The organism is Flexivirga sp. (assembly GCF_035551235.1).
Lineage (GTDB): Bacteria > Actinomycetota > Actinomycetes > Actinomycetales > Dermatophilaceae > Flexivirga.
Genome location: NZ_DASZNO010000019.1, coordinates 370,918 through 390,784, shown reverse-complemented (window position 1 = coordinate 390,784; position 19,867 = coordinate 370,918). Strand labels below are relative to the sequence as shown.

General features: G+C 67.6%; 16 protein-coding genes. 12 read left to right on the top strand and 4 right to left on the bottom strand.

Features of this window, described 5'->3' with window-relative positions:
- On the top strand, positions 1–923 hold a 923-nt coding region (locus tag VG502_RS04995), incomplete at its 5' end, for a translation factor GTPase family protein (protein ID WP_473964764.1).
- A 139-nt stretch (positions 924–1,062) separates the two neighbouring features.
- The gene (gene tuf, locus VG502_RS04990) at positions 1,063–2,256 is read left to right on the top strand and encodes an elongation factor Tu (RefSeq protein ID WP_325548918.1); all 1,194 of its coding nucleotides are present in this window, start codon (positions 1,063–1,065) and stop codon (positions 2,254–2,256) included.
- An 84-nt stretch (positions 2,257–2,340) separates the two neighbouring features.
- Here the strand turns inward: tuf and VG502_RS04985 are convergent, their stop codons facing one another.
- Entirely contained in the window at positions 2,341–3,789 is a 1,449-nt protein-coding gene (locus VG502_RS04985) for a hypothetical protein (RefSeq protein WP_325548917.1), read from the bottom strand.
- A 273-nt stretch (positions 3,790–4,062) separates the two neighbouring features.
- Here VG502_RS04985 and VG502_RS04980 point away from each other — a divergent pair, with 273 nt between their 5' ends.
- Both VG502_RS04980 and VG502_RS04975 read left to right on the top strand, forming a co-directional pair.
- Complete coding sequence (locus tag VG502_RS04980; protein WP_325548916.1) at positions 4,063–4,707, top strand: helix-turn-helix domain-containing protein; 645 nt, start codon at positions 4,063–4,065, stop codon at positions 4,705–4,707.
- The gene (locus VG502_RS04975) at positions 4,704–5,936 is read left to right on the top strand and encodes an MFS transporter (protein WP_325548915.1); all 1,233 of its coding nucleotides are present in this window, start codon (positions 4,704–4,706) and stop codon (positions 5,934–5,936) included. Before VG502_RS04980 ends, VG502_RS04975 begins: the two co-directional genes overlap by 4 nt.
- A 26-nt stretch (positions 5,937–5,962) precedes the next feature.
- Here VG502_RS04975 and VG502_RS04970 read toward each other — a convergent pair whose 3' ends face one another.
- Complete coding sequence (locus tag VG502_RS04970; protein WP_325548914.1) at positions 5,963–6,673, bottom strand: class I SAM-dependent methyltransferase; 711 nt, start codon at positions 6,671–6,673, stop codon at positions 5,963–5,965.
- Positions 6,674–6,895: 222 nt separating this feature from the next.
- On the opposite strand from VG502_RS04970, the gene VG502_RS04965 reads away from it, so the two are divergent.
- Together VG502_RS04965 and VG502_RS04960 are read left to right on the top strand one after the other, a co-directional pair.
- Positions 6,896–7,873 (top strand): glycosyltransferase family 2 protein, encoded by a 978-nt coding sequence (locus VG502_RS04965; protein ID WP_325548913.1) that lies wholly within the window; start codon positions 6,896–6,898, stop codon positions 7,871–7,873.
- 18 nt (positions 7,874–7,891) lie between these two features.
- Positions 7,892–9,190 (top strand): glycosyltransferase family 2 protein, encoded by a 1,299-nt coding sequence (locus VG502_RS04960; protein ID WP_325548912.1) that lies wholly within the window; start codon positions 7,892–7,894, stop codon positions 9,188–9,190.
- Here VG502_RS04960 and glf read toward each other — a convergent pair.
- The gene (glf, locus tag VG502_RS04955; protein WP_325548911.1) at positions 9,150–10,289 is read right to left on the bottom strand and encodes a UDP-galactopyranose mutase; all 1,140 of its coding nucleotides are present in this window, start codon (positions 10,287–10,289) and stop codon (positions 9,150–9,152) included. The two genes, VG502_RS04960 and glf, sit on opposite strands and share 41 nt — an antisense overlap.
- Positions 10,290–10,397: 108 nt before the next feature.
- Between glf and VG502_RS04950 the strand changes: the two genes are divergently transcribed.
- The 4 genes from VG502_RS04950 (at position 10,398) to ppsA (ending at position 16,078) form a co-directional block, all read left to right on the top strand.
- Positions 10,398–11,330, top strand: coding sequence for a glycosyltransferase family 2 protein (locus VG502_RS04950; RefSeq protein WP_325548910.1), 933 nt, complete (start codon positions 10,398–10,400; stop codon positions 11,328–11,330).
- A gap of 101 nt (positions 11,331–11,431) precedes the next feature.
- Complete coding sequence (locus tag VG502_RS04945; RefSeq protein WP_325548909.1) at positions 11,432–12,712, top strand: aspartate aminotransferase type Ic; 1,281 nt, start codon at positions 11,432–11,434, stop codon at positions 12,710–12,712.
- Positions 12,713–12,810: 98 nt separating this feature from the next.
- Entirely contained in the window at positions 12,811–13,665 is an 855-nt protein-coding gene (locus tag VG502_RS04940; protein ID WP_325548908.1) for a pyruvate, water dikinase regulatory protein, read from the top strand.
- A gap of 34 nt (positions 13,666–13,699) precedes the next feature.
- Positions 13,700–16,078 carry a phosphoenolpyruvate synthase gene (ppsA, locus tag VG502_RS04935; protein ID WP_325548907.1) on the top strand — a complete coding sequence of 793 codons (2,379 nt, stop codon included), beginning with the start codon at positions 13,700–13,702 and terminating at the stop codon, positions 16,076–16,078.
- Positions 16,079–16,166: 88 nt separating this feature from the next.
- Here ppsA and VG502_RS04930 read toward each other — a convergent pair whose 3' ends face one another.
- A complete protein-coding gene (locus tag VG502_RS04930; protein ID WP_325548906.1) occupies positions 16,167–17,087 on the bottom strand; it encodes a LysR family transcriptional regulator in 921 nt (306 codons plus the stop codon).
- Between the two features lie 101 nt (positions 17,088–17,188).
- Between VG502_RS04930 and VG502_RS04925 the strand changes: the two genes are divergently transcribed.
- Together VG502_RS04925 and tcuA are read left to right on the top strand one after the other, a co-directional pair.
- Positions 17,189–18,334 carry a PrpF domain-containing protein gene (locus VG502_RS04925; protein ID WP_325548905.1) on the top strand — a complete coding sequence of 382 codons (1,146 nt, stop codon included), beginning with the start codon at positions 17,189–17,191 and terminating at the stop codon, positions 18,332–18,334.
- A 23-nt stretch (positions 18,335–18,357) separates the two neighbouring features.
- Complete coding sequence (gene tcuA / locus VG502_RS04920; RefSeq protein ID WP_325548904.1) at positions 18,358–19,866, top strand: FAD-dependent tricarballylate dehydrogenase TcuA; 1,509 nt, start codon at positions 18,358–18,360, stop codon at positions 19,864–19,866.
- Position 19,867: the final 1 nt, after the last annotated feature.

Genomic DNA, 19,867 nt, shown 5'->3' with positions numbered 1-19,867 from the left:
GCGACCCGAACGAGCAGATCGTTCTGGAGTCGATGAGCTTCCCGGAGCCGGTCATCCACGTGGCGATCGAGCCCAAGACCAAGAGCGACCAGGAGAAGCTGGGCACCGCGATCCAGAAGCTGGCGCAGGAGGACCCGACCTTCACCGTCCGTCTGGACGAGGAGACCGGCCAGACCGTCATCGGCGGTATGGGCGAGCTGCACCTCGACATCATCGTCGACCGGATGAAGCGCGAGTTCAAGGTCGAGGCCAACGTCGGTGCGCCGCAGGTGGCCTACCGCGAGACGATCCGTCGCGCGGTCGAGAAGTACGACTACACCCACAAGAAGCAGACCGGTGGATCCGGTCAGTTCGCGAAGGTGCAGCTCACGCTCGAGCCGCTCAACACCGAGGACGGCGAGCTCTACGAGTTCGAGAACAAGGTCACCGGTGGACGCGTCCCGCGCGAGTACATCCCGTCGGTGGACCACGGCATCCAGGAGGCCATGCAGCTCGGCATCCTGGCCGGCTACCCGCTGGTCGGCGTGAAGGCCACCCTGCTGGACGGCGCCTACCACGACGTCGACTCCTCGGAGATGGCGTTCAAGATCGCCGGTTCGATGGCGCTGAAGGAGATGGCCCGCAAGGCCGACCCGGCGCTGCTCGAGCCGATGATGGCCGTCGAGGTTCGCACCCCGGAGGACTACATGGGCGATGTGATCGGCGACCTGAACTCTCGTCGCGGTCAGATCCAGGCCATGGAGGACATCAGCGGAGCCAAGGTCGTCAAGGCCGTCGTTCCGCTGTCGGAGATGTTCGGGTATGTCGGTGACCTGCGGTCCAAGACCCAGGGTCGTGCCAACTACACGATGCAGTTCGACTCGTACGCCGAGGTTCCCCGGAACGTCGCGGACGAGATCATCAAGAAGATCCGGGGCGAGTGACGCGTGGGCGCGGCGGCATACCGAATTGAACGTGGTATGCCGCAGCGCCTATCGTCAGCCCGGCTGTCAATAAAGAAACACAACACATCCGAAGGCGCCGCCCCGGCGTCAGCAACTGTCCTTGAAGGAGGACCCCACAGTGGCTAAGGCCAAGTTCGAGCGGACCAAGCCGCACGTCAACATCGGAACGATCGGTCACGTCGACCACGGCAAGACCACGTTGACGGCTGCTATCACCAAGGTGCTGGCGGACAAGTTCCCCGACCTCAACAAGGCGTCGGCGTTCGCGGACATCGACAACGCTCCCGAGGAGCGCCAGCGCGGTATCACCATCAACGTCTCGCACCAGGAGTACGAGACCGACAAGCGTCACTACGCGCACGTCGACGCTCCGGGTCACGCCGACTACGTCAAGAACATGATCACCGGTGCTGCTCAGATGGACGGCGCCATCCTGGTCGTCGCGGCCACTGACGGCCCGATGCCGCAGACCCGTGAGCACGTGCTGCTCGCGCGTCAGGTCGGCGTTCCCTACATCCTGGTGGCGCTGAACAAGGCCGACATGGTCGACGACGAGGAGATCCTCGAGCTCGTCGAGATGGAGGTCCGTGAGCTGCTGTCGAGCCAGGAGTTCGACGGCGACAACGCCCCGGTCGTGAAGGTCTCGGCGCTGAAGGCGCTCGAGGGCGACCCGGAGTGGACCCAGTCGGTCGAGGAGCTCATGGACGCGGTCGACGAGTCCATCCCGGACCCGGTCCGCGACATCGAGAAGCCCTTCCTGATGCCGATCGAGGACGTCTTCACGATCACCGGTCGTGGCACCGTCGTCACCGGTCGTATCGAGCGTGGCGTGCTGAACGTCAACGAAGAGGTCGAGATCGTCGGTATCAAGGAGGCTTCGCAGAAGACCACCGTCACCGGCATCGAGATGTTCCGCAAGCTGCTCGACGAGGGTCGCGCCGGTGAGAACGTCGGCCTGTTGCTCCGTGGCACCAAGCGCGAGGACGTCGAGCGCGGTCAGGTCGTCGTGAAGCCGGGTTCGATCACCCCGCACACCGAGTTCGAGGGTCAGGTCTACATCCTGGGCAAGGACGAGGGTGGCCGTCACACGCCGTTCTACGACAACTACCGTCCGCAGTTCTACTTCCGCACCACGGACGTCACCGGTGTCGTGACGCTGCCCGAGGGCACCGAGATGGTCATGCCCGGTGACAACACCGAGATGTCCGTCCAGCTCATCCAGCCGATCGCCATGGAGGAGGGCCTGCGCTTCGCCATCCGCGAGGGCGGCCGCACCGTCGGCGCCGGCCGGGTCACCAAGATCAACAAGTGACCTTGAGCTAGCTGCGCACTGAGGCGGCCCCGGAACTCACCACGAGTTCCGGGGCCGCTTCGCGTTGTCCGGCGTCGGTCGTCGCTAGAGCAGGCCTGCGTATGGCGCCCAACTGCCGCGACCCACGCCGAGGAGGCGGACGCCGCCCGGGCGCACGTTCCGGACGACATAGGCGCGCTGCACCTGCGGTTTGGCGTCGATGCCACGCAGGACTCCGTTGCCGTCGCTGGTGATCGCTCGGAACCTGTTCCAGAAACCGGTGCCGAACTCGGGGCCCTTGCTGTACGTGCCGTTCGCGTGGGCGTAGAACGCGGTGAGCCGGCCGGTCGCCCTGCGGACAGCAACGAGGTCCGACAGCCCGTCGCCGTTGAGGTCGCGCACCGGCAGCGGCTGCTTGTAGATGGTCAGCGGGATCAGGTTGCGGGTCGTGACCGTGCGGGAGCCGAAGTAGGTCACGTTGCCACTGGTGGTGATGCCGACGCGGCGTTGCGCCGCGCGCCGCCCCAGGTCGTTGACGACGACGAACTGACTGTATGCCGCCCATCCGCTGCTGCCGGCCACCCGCGTACCGGCCCCGAGCGTGCCGTTCCGGCCGATGGCGTAGCGGACCAGATGCCCGTCCGCGGCCACACCCAGGAGCTCGGCGGACCCGTTGCCGTCGAAGTCTCCGCGCAGCAGGGCGCGGTACTGGTTCAGGCCGGAGCCGAGCGTGATGCCGGTGGTCCAGCCGCGGTACAACCGGATACTGCCGCCCCGCAGGTCGCTGCGGTAGGCGATGCGGTCCAGGACCCGGTCGCCGGTGACATCACCGAAGCCGGCGAGGCTGGCCGGCGGCTTGGCCGGGCCCGGGGCCGGCGCGGCGACCGGCAGCGGCCACAGAACGTTCAACAGTGCGTCGGCGGAGGTCTGCGCCAGGGCATATTCGCCGCGGTATGCCGCAGCCGGACGCTGCACGTCGGCGGCGACCTGCCCCGCGGATGCCTTCAGCCACCCGTTGCGTGGATAGAACTGCTGCATCACGCTCAGGAACTTCGCGGTCGCGGACTCCGGCCTGATGCGCTGGGCGTAGCTGCCCCAGGAGTTGCGCTGCTGGAACAGGCCGACACTGTCCAGGTCGCCGCCGGTGTAGTTGCGCAACGTCGTCTCGACGATCGCGGTCATCAGCGCGATCTCGGCGGCCTTGCGGTCCAGGCCGCTGGCACGTGAGGCCGCGACGATGCGACGGGCGCAGCCGGCCTGCTCGGCGCTCAGGCGCCGCCCCATCCGCGAGTAGGTCATGGCTCCGGCGAGCTTCACGGCGATCGCGGCATCCGTGCCGGTCGCTCCGCACGACACCCAGGTGAGTGCCGCGCCGAGGCGCTGGGTCGATGGGCGCGCCCACACCGGATTCCCGGCCGGGCCCGGGATGGTCGGCCCGGCATACGCGCTCGTTCCTGGTGTCGGCTCGGTGTCCGCCTGCGCGGGCGCAACGGCGATGGTGCCGACGGCTGCGACGGCGGTGATCGTGACGGTGAGAAGGCGAGGGATACCCATGTGACGTCCTCGTGGCTCGGGTGGAGTGGCTGCCGAACGGCGTGCTCACCTCGGCCGCGATGGCGTCACGAGGGTGTGCGGAGAATATTGTGACAGTTGTGGCGGAGGTGCGTGTCGCAAACAGAAAATAGTGATGCGACGTGGTAACGCGATCCTGGCCGGTGCGGGCGCGTCGCTGGTGATGACAGCGGTCGGGTTGCGGGCGACGACGAATCTCCGGCGAGTTATACAAGGGCTCTTGTGTATGCCGTGAGCGCATTCCACCCTTGAGGCATGCCACGCAGGATCGCCGCCGAGCGGCATACCGACTCCGCACCGCCGGACGGCCTTCCCGAACTGCCCGAGGGTGCCGCACTGATCGATGCACTGCTCGCACTGCATCACCCGGTGCGACGCCGCATCTTCGAGATCCTGACCAACGACGGGTCCGCCACGGTGGGTCAGCTCGCCGCCCGGCTCGGCATCGCCGTGGGTTCGGTCAGCCATCACCTGAAGCCGATGCACAAGGTGGGCTTCATCGAACCCGCGCCGGAGCTGGCCCGGGACACCCGTGAGTCGTGGTGGCGCGGCAACAAGCGCCGGCTCTCCTGGAGCGCGGACGACTACGCGGACGGCAGCTTCGCCCGGCAGGTCGCGGACGCCGCCGAGCGGGCGAACCTCGAATACCTCAATGCCGCAACGGTGCAGTGGATGCGCACCCGCGACGAACTGCCACGGCAGTGGCGTGAGGGGCTCGCCCACGACAATTTCGTCGCGGCGACGCCGGCGCAGATGGACGACCTGAAGAACCGGATCGTCGCCCTGACCGACGAGTGGACCCGTGAGGTCCGCGCCGACGCCGTGGAACATCCCGACGAGGAACGTCGCCCGGTGCGCTTCATCGCGCGTGTCTTCCCCAGCGAGCCGGGTGCGGTATGACGACTCCCGCCCTCGACCAGCCCGTGCTCATCACCGCGACACCTCCACCGGTCCGGCGCGACCGGATGGTGCAGGTCTACCTGCTGGCCGTGATCGTCTCCGCGGCCGGCGACACCGTCTTCGCGATCGGTCTCGCGTGGACCGCGGTGCACCTGTTCTCCCCGGGGCTGGCCGGTTTCGTCCTCGGCGTGGAGATGCTGCCGCAGGCCATCTGCACACTCTTCGGCGGCGTGATCGCCGACCGCTACGACACCCGACGCGTGATGATCCTCGGTGAGTTCGCCCGTGTCGTCGTGCTGGGGATCGCCGCCGTGTGCTGGCAGGCCGGATTGCACGCAGGCGCAGTGCTTTTCGCGGTTGCCATCTGCTTCGGCACGGTCAGCGGCCTGAGCGGACCGGCGGCCAGAACTCTGGTGCGGCAACTCGTCGACACCGACGACCTGGTGACCGTCAGCGGTTGGGCACAGACCGGCTCGCGGCTCGCGCGGCTGCTCGGGGCGCCGCTGGGCGCGGTCGTCATCCACTGGGGCTTCGGCTTCTCGATGATCGCGGACGGGCTGACCTTTCTCGGCGTGCTGGTCGTGCTGCGTCTGGTGGTGCGCACCCGATACCGGCTGCCGCGCGCACCCGAGGAGCCGGTCTCCCGGTCGCTTCGGTCCGGGTGGGACTACATCCGCGGGTCCGAGGTCGCCCGGATCTTCCTGCTCGGGCTGGCAGCGCTGAACGTCTTCGTCACGCCGGTCATGTCGGTCGGTGTCGCGTTGCGGGTGTCCCAATCCCATTGGGGCTCAGGCTGGTTGGGCGCTTCGGAGGCGACCTTCGCGGTGGGGGCGATCGTCGGATCCGTGGCGGGCACGCGCTGGCAGGGTGACTACCTGCCGCGCCGATCCTTCCGCCTGCTGGTGCTGCAGGGATTCGGGCTGGCCGCGGTCGGCCTGCCGACCCGGGTCGGGCTGGTCCTGGGTATGACGATCGTCGGCGTCACCGCCGGGCTCGCCTCGGTGTGGCTGAGCGGGTCGTTCCAGCGCATCATCGCGGCCAGTCACCTGGGCCGGGTGTCCTCGGTCAGCAACCTCGGCGACCTGGTGCTGACACCGGCGACCACCCCGATCTTCGGACTCCTCGTCGGTGCGTCGTCGGTGGTCGTGACCACCACGTTCTTCGGTATGGCGATGAGCCTGCTCTGTGCGGTGTTCGCGCTCAATCCGTCGATCCGCCGGTTGCGCTGAAACCACCCGCGAGAGGAGGCCGGTGGTTACGCCTCGCGCAGCTTCACGCCGAGGTTCATGTGCCCGATGGTCACCGCGTCGAAGTCCAGATCCGGCCGGGCCTGCAGGAACTCGGTGAAGGCGCGATGCTCGTGCTGCCGCCACCCGTGGTAGCCGAAGTACTCGTCGAAGACGATGACGGTGCCCGGGACGAAGCGGTCGCCGAGCCCGTCGAAGACCGTCTTCGTCGAGCTGTAGAGGTCGGCGTCGAGGTGCACGAAGCGGAACGGCTCGGTGGTGGTGGCGGCGAACTTCGGGACCGTCTCGTCGAACCAGCCGACGTGGAACTCGGTGTTGGTGACGCCCAGCTTCGGCGGCTTGCCGCCGATGTCGAAGGCCCCGGCGTCCTCCCGGCTGCCCGTCCATGCCTCGGGCAGGCCCTCGAACGAGTCGAAGCCGTGCACCGTCGCGTCGGGGAAGGCATCGGCGATCAGGGTCAGGCCACGCCCGGTGTGCACGCCGAACTCGGCGACGAGCCCGGGCCACTCCGGCACGTGCGGTATGGCGTGCCGCAGCGCATCGGGGTTGTGCTGGTGCACCTGGGCTGCGGCGAAGCGCGCGTCGGAACGGATGTGATCGACCGAGTCCTGGACCGCTGCCTGGCGCAGCCCGAGCGCCGTCGACGGGATCTCGCGGGTCGTGCGCACCTGCTTCAGGATCTGCTGCAGCAGCTCCTGAGTCCCTGACTCATCGACCACGTTCTCCACCTCTCGACAGCACCGCAAGGTTGCAGCCCGCCCATCATGTGTGGAGCCGGACGACCTGGAAATGGACGGCAGGTGGACGGCGGGTGACCAGTGGTCGTCCGCTTCCCCGGGCGTCCGTTCGGGTGCGATTTCCGCCGAATCCGTGGGGTAATCTCCCCGGAGACTCGATGCGAACTGGCCGCGAAAACCAATGTGAAAGCAGCAATTCCGGACGTGACTTCTCCCGCACCCGTTCCAGATCTGACCGCAATCATCCCGATGTGCAATGCGGCCGCGACCGTCGGCAAGGTCGTCGATTCGTTCCTGCAGGTGCCCGGCAAGCGGGTGGAGGTCATCGTCGTCGACGACGGCTCGACCGACGACTCGGTGGAGGTGGTCCGAGCGCTGGCGCAGGAGGATGTCCGACTCGTCACGCTGGGCAGCAACCACGGTGCCGGGCATGCCCGCAACGTGGGTTTCGAGCTGGCCCGTGGCCGCTACTCGATCTTCTTCGACGCCGATGATGAGCTGGACGCCGACGTGGTGGCGCGCGCCATCGGCGCATTGGACTCGACCGACACCGACGTCGCGATGATGCCCTACATCTACCGGCGCGGCTGGACCACCGACTACACGGGGATGAACTCGTTCGACCAGATCGTCTGGGAACGGTATGTCGGCGACGACGCCCGCCGCCTGGTGCGACTGTCGGAGGTGCCGCGCCTGCTGGGTTTCTCTAATTACCCCTGGAACAAGCTGTTGCGCACGGAGCACTTCCGCCGAACCGGGTTGCGGTTCAGCGCAACTCACGTGCACAACGACATTCTCGGGCACTGGATGACGCTGCTCGGTGCGCGCTCGATCCTGCTGCTCAACGAGCCCGTCTGCACGCACATCGTCGGCGACGGTGGCGGCAACCTGTCGCACCGGATGGGTCGGGAGCGCCTGGCGCTCTTCGACGCGCTCGACGAGACGTATGACGAACTGCAGCGGCGCCCCGACCTGCGCAACCGCTACTCCCATCACTACTGGGACTTCGCGCTGCGCTCCTCGGCGTGGGCGCTCGATCGGCTCGCGCCCGAGGTGGTCGATGACGGCCGGCAACGGCTGCAACAGCACCTGCTACGCATCAACCTGGCCGACTTCATGCGCATCCGGGAACGACGGGATCCGTCCCTCGCCGACCGCATCGTCCGCCGCTCGCTCGTCTGATCCTGGAGCCGATCACTCATGCCCGCAGTCAGCATCATCGTCACGTCATACAACATCGAGGCGTACATCGAGGAGTGTCTGCGCAGCGTCGCGGCGCAGACGATCGAGGACATCGAGGTCCTGGTCGTCGACGACGGTTCCAGTGACGCCACGCCGGACAAGATCCGCGAATTCGCCTCACACGACTCGCGATTCATCCCCGTCCTGCTCGGTGTGAACAGCCCCGGCGGTGTCGCGACCGCGGCGAACGCGGGTCTGGACCGGGCCACCGGCGACTGGGTCGGCTTCGTCGACGGCGACGACTTCGTCGAGCCGGAGATGTTCGAGCAACTGGTGCGGGCGGCCGACGCCGCGGGCGCCGAACTCGCCATGTGCAAGTACCTCGAGGTCGAGGATTCGAGCGGTGCGCGCAACGAGCCGGCCGATGCGCACCGCTGGGCCGCACTCGAGCAGTCGAGCTACGACCTCGACCCGACGACCCGCCACCAGTTCCTGCGGTTCATCGCAGTGCCCTGGCGCAAGCTCTACCGGCGTTCGCTGCTGGAGGACGAGGGCATCCGATTCCCCGTCGGGGACCACTTCTTCGAGGACAACCCGTTCCACTGGTTCTCGATCGTGAGCGCTCGCTCGATCGCGATCGTGCCCACCGTGCTCGCGTATCACCGGGTCGCCCGGTCCGGGCAGACGATGGCGACCGCCGACGAGCGGCTCTTCCGCATCTTCCAGCACCACGACACCATCCACGAGTGGCTGCAGCAGCGCGGCGTGCTGGAGATCTACCAGGTCACCTTGCTGACCTGGGTCATCTCGCAGCTGGAGTGGATCTCCCGCCGTACGCCGGAGGAACTGCGCGACACGCTCTTCGGCATCGTGCGGCCGATCTTCGCGCAGTACTCGACGCCGCTGGTCATCCGGGCGCTCAACGAGGGCAACAAGGGCGAGCACACGCGGCGCCTGTCGCTCGCGATCGCGAAGGGCAACCAGCAGGCCTGGGGCAAGGCGCTCGCCGGACGCCCCGCCACGGACAACAAGGTGCTCGTCGGGTGGCATCACCTGCGTTACTCGGGCGTGCGTCGTACGGCGTCGATGACGCGGAAGTACGCGCAGCAGCAGTTGGCCGACAACAGCCGGCTCGCGTCGATGATCCCGACACGCTCGTCGCGGACCGAGGTCAGCAACGGGGATCTCCTCTACGCACTGGCGGTGCTGCAGCAACAGGTGAGCGACCTGCAGCAGCAGGTCGCCCACCTGGAGTCCGACGGTGCCCGGGCCGGGATCAGCCCTGCAGCAGCGCGGGAATCGGCCGCCCCGCGCTGATCGCCTCCTTCATCGCGTCGGCCGCTGCCAGCGCGTCCGCGATCGTGACGTCCATGTCGAGGTAGCGGTAAGTGCCCAGTCGGCCGGCGAAGGTCACACCCGGCTCCTTCCGCGCCGCGTCGAGGTACTGCTCCAGCAGGACCTTGTCCTTGGCCATCCGGATCGGGTAGTAGGGGATGTCGTCCTCGCCGGCGAGGCGGGAGAACTCGCGGAAGCAGATGGTGTCCTCATGCTGCTCCCACGGCGCGAAGTGCTTGTGCTCGGAGATGCGGGTGTACGGCACGTCGACGTCGCCGTAGTTCATGACGGCGCAGCCCTGGAAGTCGCCCGTGGCGCGGATCTCCTCGAAGTCCAGGGTGCGGTAGCCGAGCCGGCCGAGCCGGTGACCGAACCACGCATCGAGCGGGCCGGTCCAGATCGAGTGGTCGAAATGCTCCCGGTCCGCCGCGCTGTATGGCGTGCTCAGCCGGACCTCGATGCCCGGATGGTCCAGGATCCGCTCGATGATCGCGGTGTAGCCGTCGCGGGGGATCGCCTGGTAGGGATGCGCGAAATAGGAACTCTCGTAGTTGAACCGCAGCGGCAGGCGGCGCAGCACTGAAGCCGGGATCTCGGTCGGTTCCAATCCCCATTGTTTCCAGGTGTATCCGTGGAAGAACGCTTCGTAGAGCTTGCGCCCCATCATCTTCAGCGCCTGCTCCTCGAAGTTGGCCGGCTCGTCGATCGACTGGTCCGACTGCTCCCGGATGAAGGCCTCCGCGCCCGCTGGATCCAGTGTTGTGTCGAACAACTGGTTGATCGTGAGCAGGTTGACCGGCAGCGAGTAGACCCGGCTGCCGACCGTGCTCAACACGCGGTGGTTGTAGGGCTGCATGTCGCCGAAACCGTTGATGTAGGCCCAGACTCGCTCGTCGCCGGTGTGGAAGATGTGCGGGCCGTAACGGTGCACCATGATGCCGGTCTCGGCGTCGCGCTCGGTGTGGCAGTTGCCGGCGACGTGATCACGTGTCTCGTGCACAACGACATCGTGTCCGGCCTCGGCCAGCTCGCGTCCCATCACCGCTCCGGAGAAACCCGCTCCTGCTATTCCGATCCGCATGTACTGTCGCTCCCGTGTCGAGTTTCGCCCCGTCCGGAATGGCCGGATACGCTTGTTTCACAAGGGAATTCCGACGCTAGTCACCAGGCGAGACAGAGGGGGAACGCAGTGAGTACAACACCTGAACGGACGACGACCATCCGGTGGTCGGTGGTCGTTCCGGCGTACAACTGTGCGCACTTCCTGCCCGAGACGCTGGGGGAGGTCGTCACCCAACTGGGCGATCGGGAGGACGCCGAGATCATCGTGGTGGACGATGCTTCGACCGACGACCCGGAGGCCGTCGTCCGTGCGGTCGGCAGGGGCCGGGTCCGGTATGAACGAAACCCGCACAACCTCGGGGCGATCGGCACGTTCAACCGGTGCGTCGAGCTCGCGCAGGGGGAGCTGGTGCATCTGCTGCACGGGGACGACATCGTGCTGGCGGGCTTCTATCGGGCGATGGAGGCGGCCTTCGGGGCGGGCGCCTCGCCACTGTCCGCGATGTGCCGGACGGTCGACATCGACGATGCGGGTGCGCGACTGCACGAGAGTCGCCGCTACCGGACCGGCACCGGTGTGTGGGACGGCGCGTTCGACGCGTTCGTCGTGTCCAACCGGGTGCGCACACCGGGCATCGTGGTGCGACGCTCGGCATACCAGGACGTCGGTGGGTTCCGTGCCGACCTGCCGCACGCCGCGGACTGGGAGATGTGGACCCGGCTGGCTGCCGCCGGTCCGGTCGTCTTCGTCGACGAGATCCTGGCCGGCTACCGCAAGCACGGCGAATCCGACTCGTCGCACCGGATGCGGACCGGGCTCAACATCCGGGAGCGGGTGACCGCGATCGGCATGATCGGTCGCCACGTGCCGCCCGCGCGCCGGTCGGCCACCACGAGAAGGGCGTTGCTCTACTCGGTCGCCTACGCCGGGCGCAGTTCGTGGCAACAGGCCAGGCAGCAGCAGTGGCGGGTGGCCGCCGTGCAAGCCCGGGAGGGCGTGCGCTGCCTGCTGCAGCTTCCGCGGGCCGTCGCGCACACCACCGGGGCGCAGGAGCGCTGACGATCCGCTGACCGTCCGTCATACGGTCCGGTGCGCGGGAGGGCGAGGGACCTTTGAGAGACTGGGGCGACCGCTTCGGAAGTCCCCAGGAGAACCACGCTGTGTCCAACGCGCAACCACTGACCGAGCTTTCCGCCGACGAGATCGCCGCTTTCCGCCAGGAGCAGCAGACGGCATACGAGACGTTGAAGTCCAGCGGCCTCAAGCTCGATCTCACGCGTGGTAAGCCGTCGGCCCAGCAGCTGGATCTGTCGAACGACCTCCTCAAGCTGCCCACGACGTATGTCGATGAGGCCGGCGTCGACACCCGCAACTACGGCGGGCTGCAGGGCCTGGCCAAGCTGCGGGAGATCTTTGCCGAGCTGCTCTGGGTCGAGCCGGAGCAGCTCGTCGCCGGTGGCAACTCGAGCCTGACGATGATGCGCGACACCCTCTACTGGCTGACGCTCTTCGGCGGCGTCGACTCCCCGCGCCCCTGGTCGCAGGAGGAGAAGGTCCGCTTCATCACCCCGGTGCCCGGTTACGACCGCCACCACACGCTGCTGGAGTCGCTCGGCATCGAGATGGTCTCCGTGCCGATGACGCCGGACGGCCCGGACGCGGCCGCAGTCGCGGAGCTCGTCGCGAACGACCCGACCATCAAGGGCATCTGGGTCGTGCCGACCTACTCCAACCCGGCGGGTGCCGTGTGCACCCAGGAGGTTGCGGCGCAGCTGGCCTCGATGCCGACCGCGGCACCGGACTTCAAGATCTTCTGGGACAACGCCTACGCGTTCCACCACCTGACCAAGGACGAGGCCAAGAGCGCCGACATCCTGTCGCTCGCCAGTGCCGCGGGCAACCCGAACCGGCCGATCATCTTCGCGTCGACGTCCAAGATCACCTTCGCCGGAGCCGGTGTCGGCTTCCTCGCGGCCTCCGCCCCGCAGGTGAAGTGGTGGCTCGGGCACCTCGCCAACGGGTCGATCGGTCCGGACAAGCTCAACCACCTGCGGCACGCGGAGTTCTTCGGCGATGCCGAGGGCGTGCGCCGGCACATGCGCGGGCACCGCGACATCATCGCGCCGAAGTTCGCCGAGGTGCAGCGCATCCTGCGCGAGAAGCTCGGTGGCAAGGGCATCGCCTCCTGGACCGACCCGATCGGCGGTTACTTCGTCAGCCTCGACGTGCTTCCGGGCACCGCGACCCGGGTCGTGCAGCTGGCGAAGGAAGCCGGCATCGCGTTGACGCCCGCCGGTGCGTCATACCCCTACGGCACGGACCCGGACGACACCAACATCCGCCTGGCGCCGACCTTCCCGGTGCCCGAGGAAGTCACGGCTGCCATGGAAGGCGTCGTGACCTGCGTGCTGCTGGCCGCCGCCGAGAAGCTCGCGGGATAACGGCGCCGGGTTCCCGGGTCGACTGGTCCTTCATGAGTGCAGCAGCGGCCCGGGCACCCCGTCAGTTGTTCGAGGGTTCATATGGCAGAGTTCGGCCTGTGGATTTCCCGGCCGAGACGCCTGCGACCCCGGTCTTTTTCGTGGCCGGCGGGACGGGGATCTCTGCCGAGACGCTCGGCAACATGATGCTGCAGCAGTTTCCCAGCGTGCGGTTCGTGCGCGAGAAGCTGCCGTTCATCAAGACCCCGGAGCAGGCGCACGAGGCCGTGGCGCAGATGGACGCCGTCAAGACCGACGTCGTGACCCCGCTGGTCTTCTCCACGGTCGCCGTGGAGGAGATCCGCGAGATCCTGTCCGGCACCGAGTGCGCCTTCATCGACCTCTTCGGCTCGCACCTGGACATGGTCGAGCGGGTGCTGCACGTCAACGCCGCACACAACGCCAGCAGCGCCCACGGCATGCGCGATGTCGGCGAGTACGACAACCGGATGAAGGCCGTCGAGTTCGCGATCGAGCACGACGACGGTCAGAGCCTGCGGCAGCTCGAGCGGGCCGACCTGATCCTCACGGCGCCCTCGCGCTGCGGCAAGACGCCGACCACCATGTACCTCGCCCTGCAGTACGGGTTGCGTGTCGCGAACTACCCGCTCGTCGAAGAGGACTTCGAGACCGGCGGGCTGCCGAAGCCGATCGCCCCGTATGCCGACAAGTGCTACGGCCTGTTGTCGACCGCGCAACGGCTCAGTCAGGTGCGGTCCGAGCGGCGACCGGGCTCGGCATACGCGACCCTTGCGCAGTGCACCTACGAGTTGCGGCGTGCCGAGGCGATGTTTCGCACGCACCGCATCCCTTACATCAACTCCGCCCGGATGTCCGTGGAGGAGATGGCAGCCACGATCATGCAGACGCGCAAATTGAGTGCCGGACGAGCTTCCGGCGCCCGAGGTAGATGACGCGAACGTCGCGTCATACGAAAGGAATCCCGACATGACGAACATCGAGTGGTTCGCCGATCTCGGCATGAACGACGTCGAGACCGTGGGTGGCAAGAATGCCTCGCTCGGTGAGATGGTGCAGCACCTGTCCAAGGCCGGCGTGAGCGTGCCGACCGGGTTCGCGACCACTGCGGACGCCTACCGGCGGTTCCTCGAAGAGACCGGCCTGAAGGCCGAGATCGACGGGCTGCTGGACGGCCTCGACGTGGACGACGTGCGGGAACTGGCGAAGGTCGGTGCGAAGATCCGCGGCGACATCGAGCGGCAGGAATTCCCGGCCGACCTCGGGGCCGACATTCGCTCGGCATACGAGAAGCTCACCGGTGAGCAGGGCAAGGACGCGACCTTCGCGGTGCGCTCCAGCGCCACCGCCGAGGACCTGCCGGACGCGTCGTTCGCCGGCCAGCAGGAGACCTTCCTCAACATCAGCGGCATCGACAACATCCTGCACGCGATCAAGCTGGTCTTCGCCTCGCTCTACAACGACCGTGCCATCGCCTACCGCGTGCACGCCGGCTACGACCACTCGCTGGTGGCGCTGTCCGCCGGCGTCCAGCGGATGGTGCGCTCGGACATCGGGTCCTCCGGCGTGATGTTCACGATGGACACCGAGTCCGGCTTCCGCGACGCGGTCTTCATCACCTCCAGCTACGGCCTCGGCGAGGCCGTCGTCCAGGGCGCCGTCAACCCCGACGAGTTCTACGTCTACAAGCCGGCGCTGAAGGCCGATCGTCCCGCGATCCTCAAGCGCGGCGTCGGGACCAAGGCGACCAAGATGGTCTACACCGACGACCCGACCGTGGGGGAGACCATCCACTTCGTGCCGGTCGACGAGGCCGACCAGGGCAAGCTGTCGCTCACCGACGACGAGGTCACCGAGTTGGCCAAGCACGCGGTCGCCATCGAGGAGCACTACGGCCGGCCGATGGACATCGAGTGGGGCAAGGACGGTGTCGACGGCAAGCTCTACATCCTGCAGGCCCGTCCCGAGACCGTGCAGTCGCGTGCCAACGCCTCGACGCTGCAGCGGTTCGTGCTCAAGGAGCGCGGCCCGATCGTGGCCGAGGGTCGCGCCATCGGCCAGAAGATCGGTGCGGGCGCGGTGCGCAGGCTCGGCTCGATCGACTCGATGCACGAGTTCCAGCCCGGCGAGGTGCTCGTCGCGGACATGACCGACCCCGACTGGGAGCCGATCATGAAGCGCGCGTCGGCGATCATCACCAACCGCGGTGGCCGCACCTGCCACGCAGCGATCATCGCGCGTGAGCTCGGCATTCCCGCCGTCGTCGGAACCGGCTCTGCGACAAAGGATTTGGCGGATGGCCAGGAGGTCACCGTCTCCTGCGCCGAGGGCGACACCGGCTTCGTCTATGACGGCGCGCGCGACTTCGACGTCAACGAGACCGCTCTGGACGAGATGCCCGAGGTCCCGGTCAAGATCATGATGAACGTCGGCACCCCGGACCAGGCGTTCGAGTTCAGCCGGCTGCCCAACAAGGGGATCGGCCTGGCCCGGCTCGAATTCATCATCAACCGCCAGATCGGGATCCACCCGCGCGCCCTGCTCGAGCTGGACCAGCAGGAGCCGGAGCTTCGCGCGGACATCGAGGCGCTGATCTCGGCATACGACAGCCCGCGCGAGTTCTTCGTCAAGCGGGTGGCCGAGGGTGTCTCGATGCTGGCCGCGGCGTTCGCGCCCGAGCCGGTCATCGTGCGTATGTCGGACTTCAAGTCCAACGAATACGCGGGCATGCTCGGTGGTGAGGGATTCGAGCCCGACGAAGAGAACCCGATGATCGGGTACCGCGGCGCATCGCGTTACCTGTCAAAGGATTTCGAGGACTGCTTCGCCATGGAGTGCGAGGCGCTGCGTCACGTCCGCGAGGACATGGGGCTCACCAATGTGAAGGTGATGATCCCGTTCGTGCGCACTCTCGAGGAAGCCGAAGGTGTCATCGACCTGCTGGCCAAGAACGGCCTGAAGCGCGGTGAGAACGACCTGCAGGTCATCATGATGTGCGAGGTGCCGAGCAACGCGGTCATCGCCGACCAGTTCCTCGATCACTTCGACGGCTTCTCGATCGGCTCCAACGACATGACGCAGCTGACCCTGGGCCTGGACCGCGACTCCGGCCTGGTCGCCGCCGGCTTCGACGAGCGCAACCCCGCCGTCAAGGCGATGCTGTCCATGGCGATCAAGGCCTGCAAGGCCCGTGGCAAGTACGTCGGCATCTGCGGGCAGGGGCCCTCGGACCACCCGGACCTGGCCGACTGGCTGCTGGACCAGGGCATCGAGTCGATGTCGCTCAACCCCGACACCGTCGTCGAGACCTGGCTGCGGCTGGCCAAGCGCAGCGAGGCGAGCGCGTAGCCGCCTGACAGCCTCGGTTCATCGCAGGGCGCCCTTCCCGGCATACGGGAAGGGCGCCTGTGTCATTCTCGGCTCATGGAGCTGGGAGTCATCGGAAGGTGGCTGCGAGTTCCGCTGCGGCAGTGATGAATTCGCTTCGCATGCCTTCTTCGGCGGGTGTCAGTCGGCGGTCCGCCAAGCGCGCCAGCATGATGCGACGGACGGGTGCGCCGGGGGAGACATCGATCACCCGCACGTCTTCGCGCAGGTTGGTGAGGGCGGTTCGGGGAGCGAGTGCGACGCCGAGACCGACTGCGACCATCGCCTGCACCTCGTGGTAGTCGTGTGCCTCGAAGGTGATCTGGGGCTCCGCGCCGGCCCGAGCGGTCACGCGGCGCAGCACGTCGCCCAGCGGGTGGTCATCGGCTCGAGTCACCCATTGTTCCCGCGCGAGCTCTTCCAACGGCACAGCGGACCGGTCGGCGAGCCGATGACCGGCGGAGACCAGCAGCGCTGTGGGGTCGTCGATCAGCGGCAGGAGCTCCAGCGAGCTGTCCTCGATCCGGTCCCAGTCGTAGTCCCACAGCAGCGCGAGCTCGACGTCGCGAACGTGCAGCATCTCCAGCAACTCCGCGCGCAGGGCGCTGCGGACCGACACCGTGATGTCCGGATGCTGCAACCCGAACCCCTTGACGGCGAGTGGGAGCAGGGACGCGCTCGCAGTCGGGAACGACCCCAGCCGCACCGACCCTGAGCGAAGCCCGGCGATCTCGTCCAGCTCGGCCCGAGCAGCGCGAATCTCGTTGGCAATACGGCCTGCTCGGCCAACGAGAGCCCGGCCACCGTCCGTCAGGGAGATGCCCCGGGCGTGTCGTTCGAGGAGTGGCTGGCCGGCCTCGCGCTCCAGTTTGGCGATCTGCTGAGACACGGCCGACGGCGTGTAACCCGCTGCCTTCGCTGCCGCTGAGATCGAGCCCTCGCCGGCCACCTCCGCCAGAAGAGCAAGCCGTCGCACGTCGAGTTCAGCCATGGGCTGATGTTAGCTCAACTTAATGGCATCTCTGATATTGGAGATTGTGCTGATGTGTTTCAGGTCTCATCGTGGTTTCCGGAAACCACGAAGGGAATGACGTGAAACTGCACGGAACATTGGTTCGCGGCGGCACCAGCAAGTGCTGGATCTTCGATGCCGCACAGATCGACGGACTCGGCATCGATCGCGATCGGGCGCTGCTCATCGCGTTCGGAGCCGAGGACCGGCGTCAACTCGACGGCGTCGGCGGCGCGACCTCCACCACCTCCAAGGCCGCGATCGTGGGGCCGTCGGTCCGCGCTGACTGCGACGTCGATTACACCTTCGCCCAGGTCGGCATCGGCGAGCCGAGCGTCGAGTGGGGCAGCAACTGCGGCAACTGCGCCACGGCGGTCGGGCTGTATGCCGTGCAGACCGGGGTGGTGGCCGCGATGGATCCGGTGACGACCGTTCGCATCCACAACACCAATACCGGCACGGTCGCCGAGACGGTGGTCGCGACGCCCGGGGGCGCGGTGCCGATCTCCGGTGCCGCGCGAGTGCCCGGGGTGGTACAGCCCGGTGTCCCGGTGGATCTCACCTTCGTCGACCCGGCCGGTGGCTCCACCGGAACCCTGCTGCCCACCGGACACCCCGTGGACCTGCTGCCGTCCGGATCCGGGGCCGTGCGGGCGACGTTGGCCGACGCGGGCGCACCGTCGGTGCTCGTGGCCGCGGACGACCTGGGCCTGATCGGGACCGAGTCGCCGCGGGTTCTCGGACCGGAGGCCGAACGACTCGTCGCACTCCGTCGCGCCGCAGCCCTCGCGATGGGTCTGGTCGACGAGCACGATCCCCTGCCGCAAGCGATTCCGAAGGTCGGCATCGTCGGGCCGCCTGCGGCATACCGCACCACCGACGGGAGCGCGGTGGACGCCGCGGACTACGACCTCAGTGTCCGCATGCTCTCGATGGGCGGGCCGCACCCCGCCATCGGCCTCACCGCGGCTGTGGCGGTGCTCAGCGCAGCCACCGTCCCCGCAACGCTGCCGGCGTTGTTCGGCCGGCAGTTGGCGGGCACCGGATCGCTGCGGATCGGCACTGCGGCGGGCGTGGTCGTGGCGCGCATCGACCGGTCCGATGACTCCGGTCCCCGCCGGGTGACGCTCAGCCGCGCGGCCCGATGCATTGCCACCGCCGAGCTCTTCCTGCCCGGCCCGCAACTCACGCCGGTCGGCTCGGCCGACCACATCCACAGCGCATGACCGTCAACAAAGGAGAAACGCACGTGTCCGACATCTACGACGTCGTCGTCATCGGCAGCGGAAACGCAGGATTCTGTGCCGCGCACGCCGCCCGGGAATCGGGGGCGGAGGTGCTGTTGCTGGAGAAGGCACCCCGGGAATGGGCCGGCGGCAACACCTACTTCACCGCCGGTGCGATGCGGATCGCGCACCACGGTTTGGCGGACCTCGCCGAGGTGATCGAACCCCTGCCGGCGGACAAGGAGGGCCGCATCACGCTCGACCCCTACACCACGGCGGACTTCGCGGCCGATCTGCAGCGGATCACGAAGGGTCGCACCGACCGCGAGCTCTCCGAAGTCCTGGTTGGCGAGTCCCGCGACGTGATCAGTTGGTTGCACGGCAAGGGCCTTCGGTTCGAGCTGATGTTCCACCGCCAGGCGTATGCCGTCGACGGGCAGTGGCGTTTCTGGGGCGGGCTGTCGCTCGGCGCCGTCGACGGTGGCAAGGGCATGTTTGCGCAGCACCTGCGGGCGGCGGAACAGGCCGGCATCGAGGTGCGGTTCGGCGCGCACGTGACGGATCTGCTCGAAAAGGGTGGCGAAGTCACCGGCGTTGTCGTCAGCGGTGATGACGGGGTCCACGAGGTGCATGCCTCCGCCGTGGTCGTCGCCAGTGGCGGGTTCGAGGCCAACCCGCAGATGCGGGCCGAGAACCTGGGCCCCGGATGGGATCTGGCGTTGGTGCGGGGCACGCCATACAACACGGGGGACGGGTTGCGCATGGCGCTGGCCCACGGCGCGCAACCCTACGGCCAGTGGAGCGGATGTCACTCGGTCGCGTGGGACGCCGGCGCATCACCGACCGGCGATCGCGAGCTCACCAATCAGCTGACCAGGGGCGGCTACCCCTTCGGCATCGTCGTCAACAGCGACGGTGAGCGGTTCGTCGACGAGGGTGCCGACTACCGCAACTACACCTATGCGAAGTACGGAGCGGCAGTCCTCCAGCAGCCGGACGGGTATGCCGTGCAGATCTTCGACGCCAAGGCCGCCGACCTGCTACGTCCGGAGGAATATCAGGCGCCCGGCGCGACACGCGTCGAGGCGCAGACCCTCGAGGAACTCGCCGCACGACTGGGGATCGACGCGAGCGCGCTGACGCGGACGGTCTCCACCTTCAATGCGGACATCACCGACCATCCGTTCGATCCGACGATCAAGGACGGCAAGTGCGCCCCCAGCGTCAATCCGCCGAAGTCCAACTGGGCCCAACCGATCGACGAGGCACCCTTCGTGGCCTACCCCGTCACCTGCGGCATCACGTTCACCTTCGGTGGGCTTCGCACCGACACGCACGGCCGGGTGCTCGATACGGCGGGCCAGACCATCCCCGGACTGTATGCCGCGGGTGAGGCCCTCGGCGGTCTGTTCTGGTTCAACTACCCGGGTGGATCCGGGCTCACCGCGGGGTCGGTCTTCGGCCGTCGCGCGGGTTTCGCAGCAACGTCCGACATGATGCACACCGAGCGTGTGCTGGCTGAAGGAGCATGAC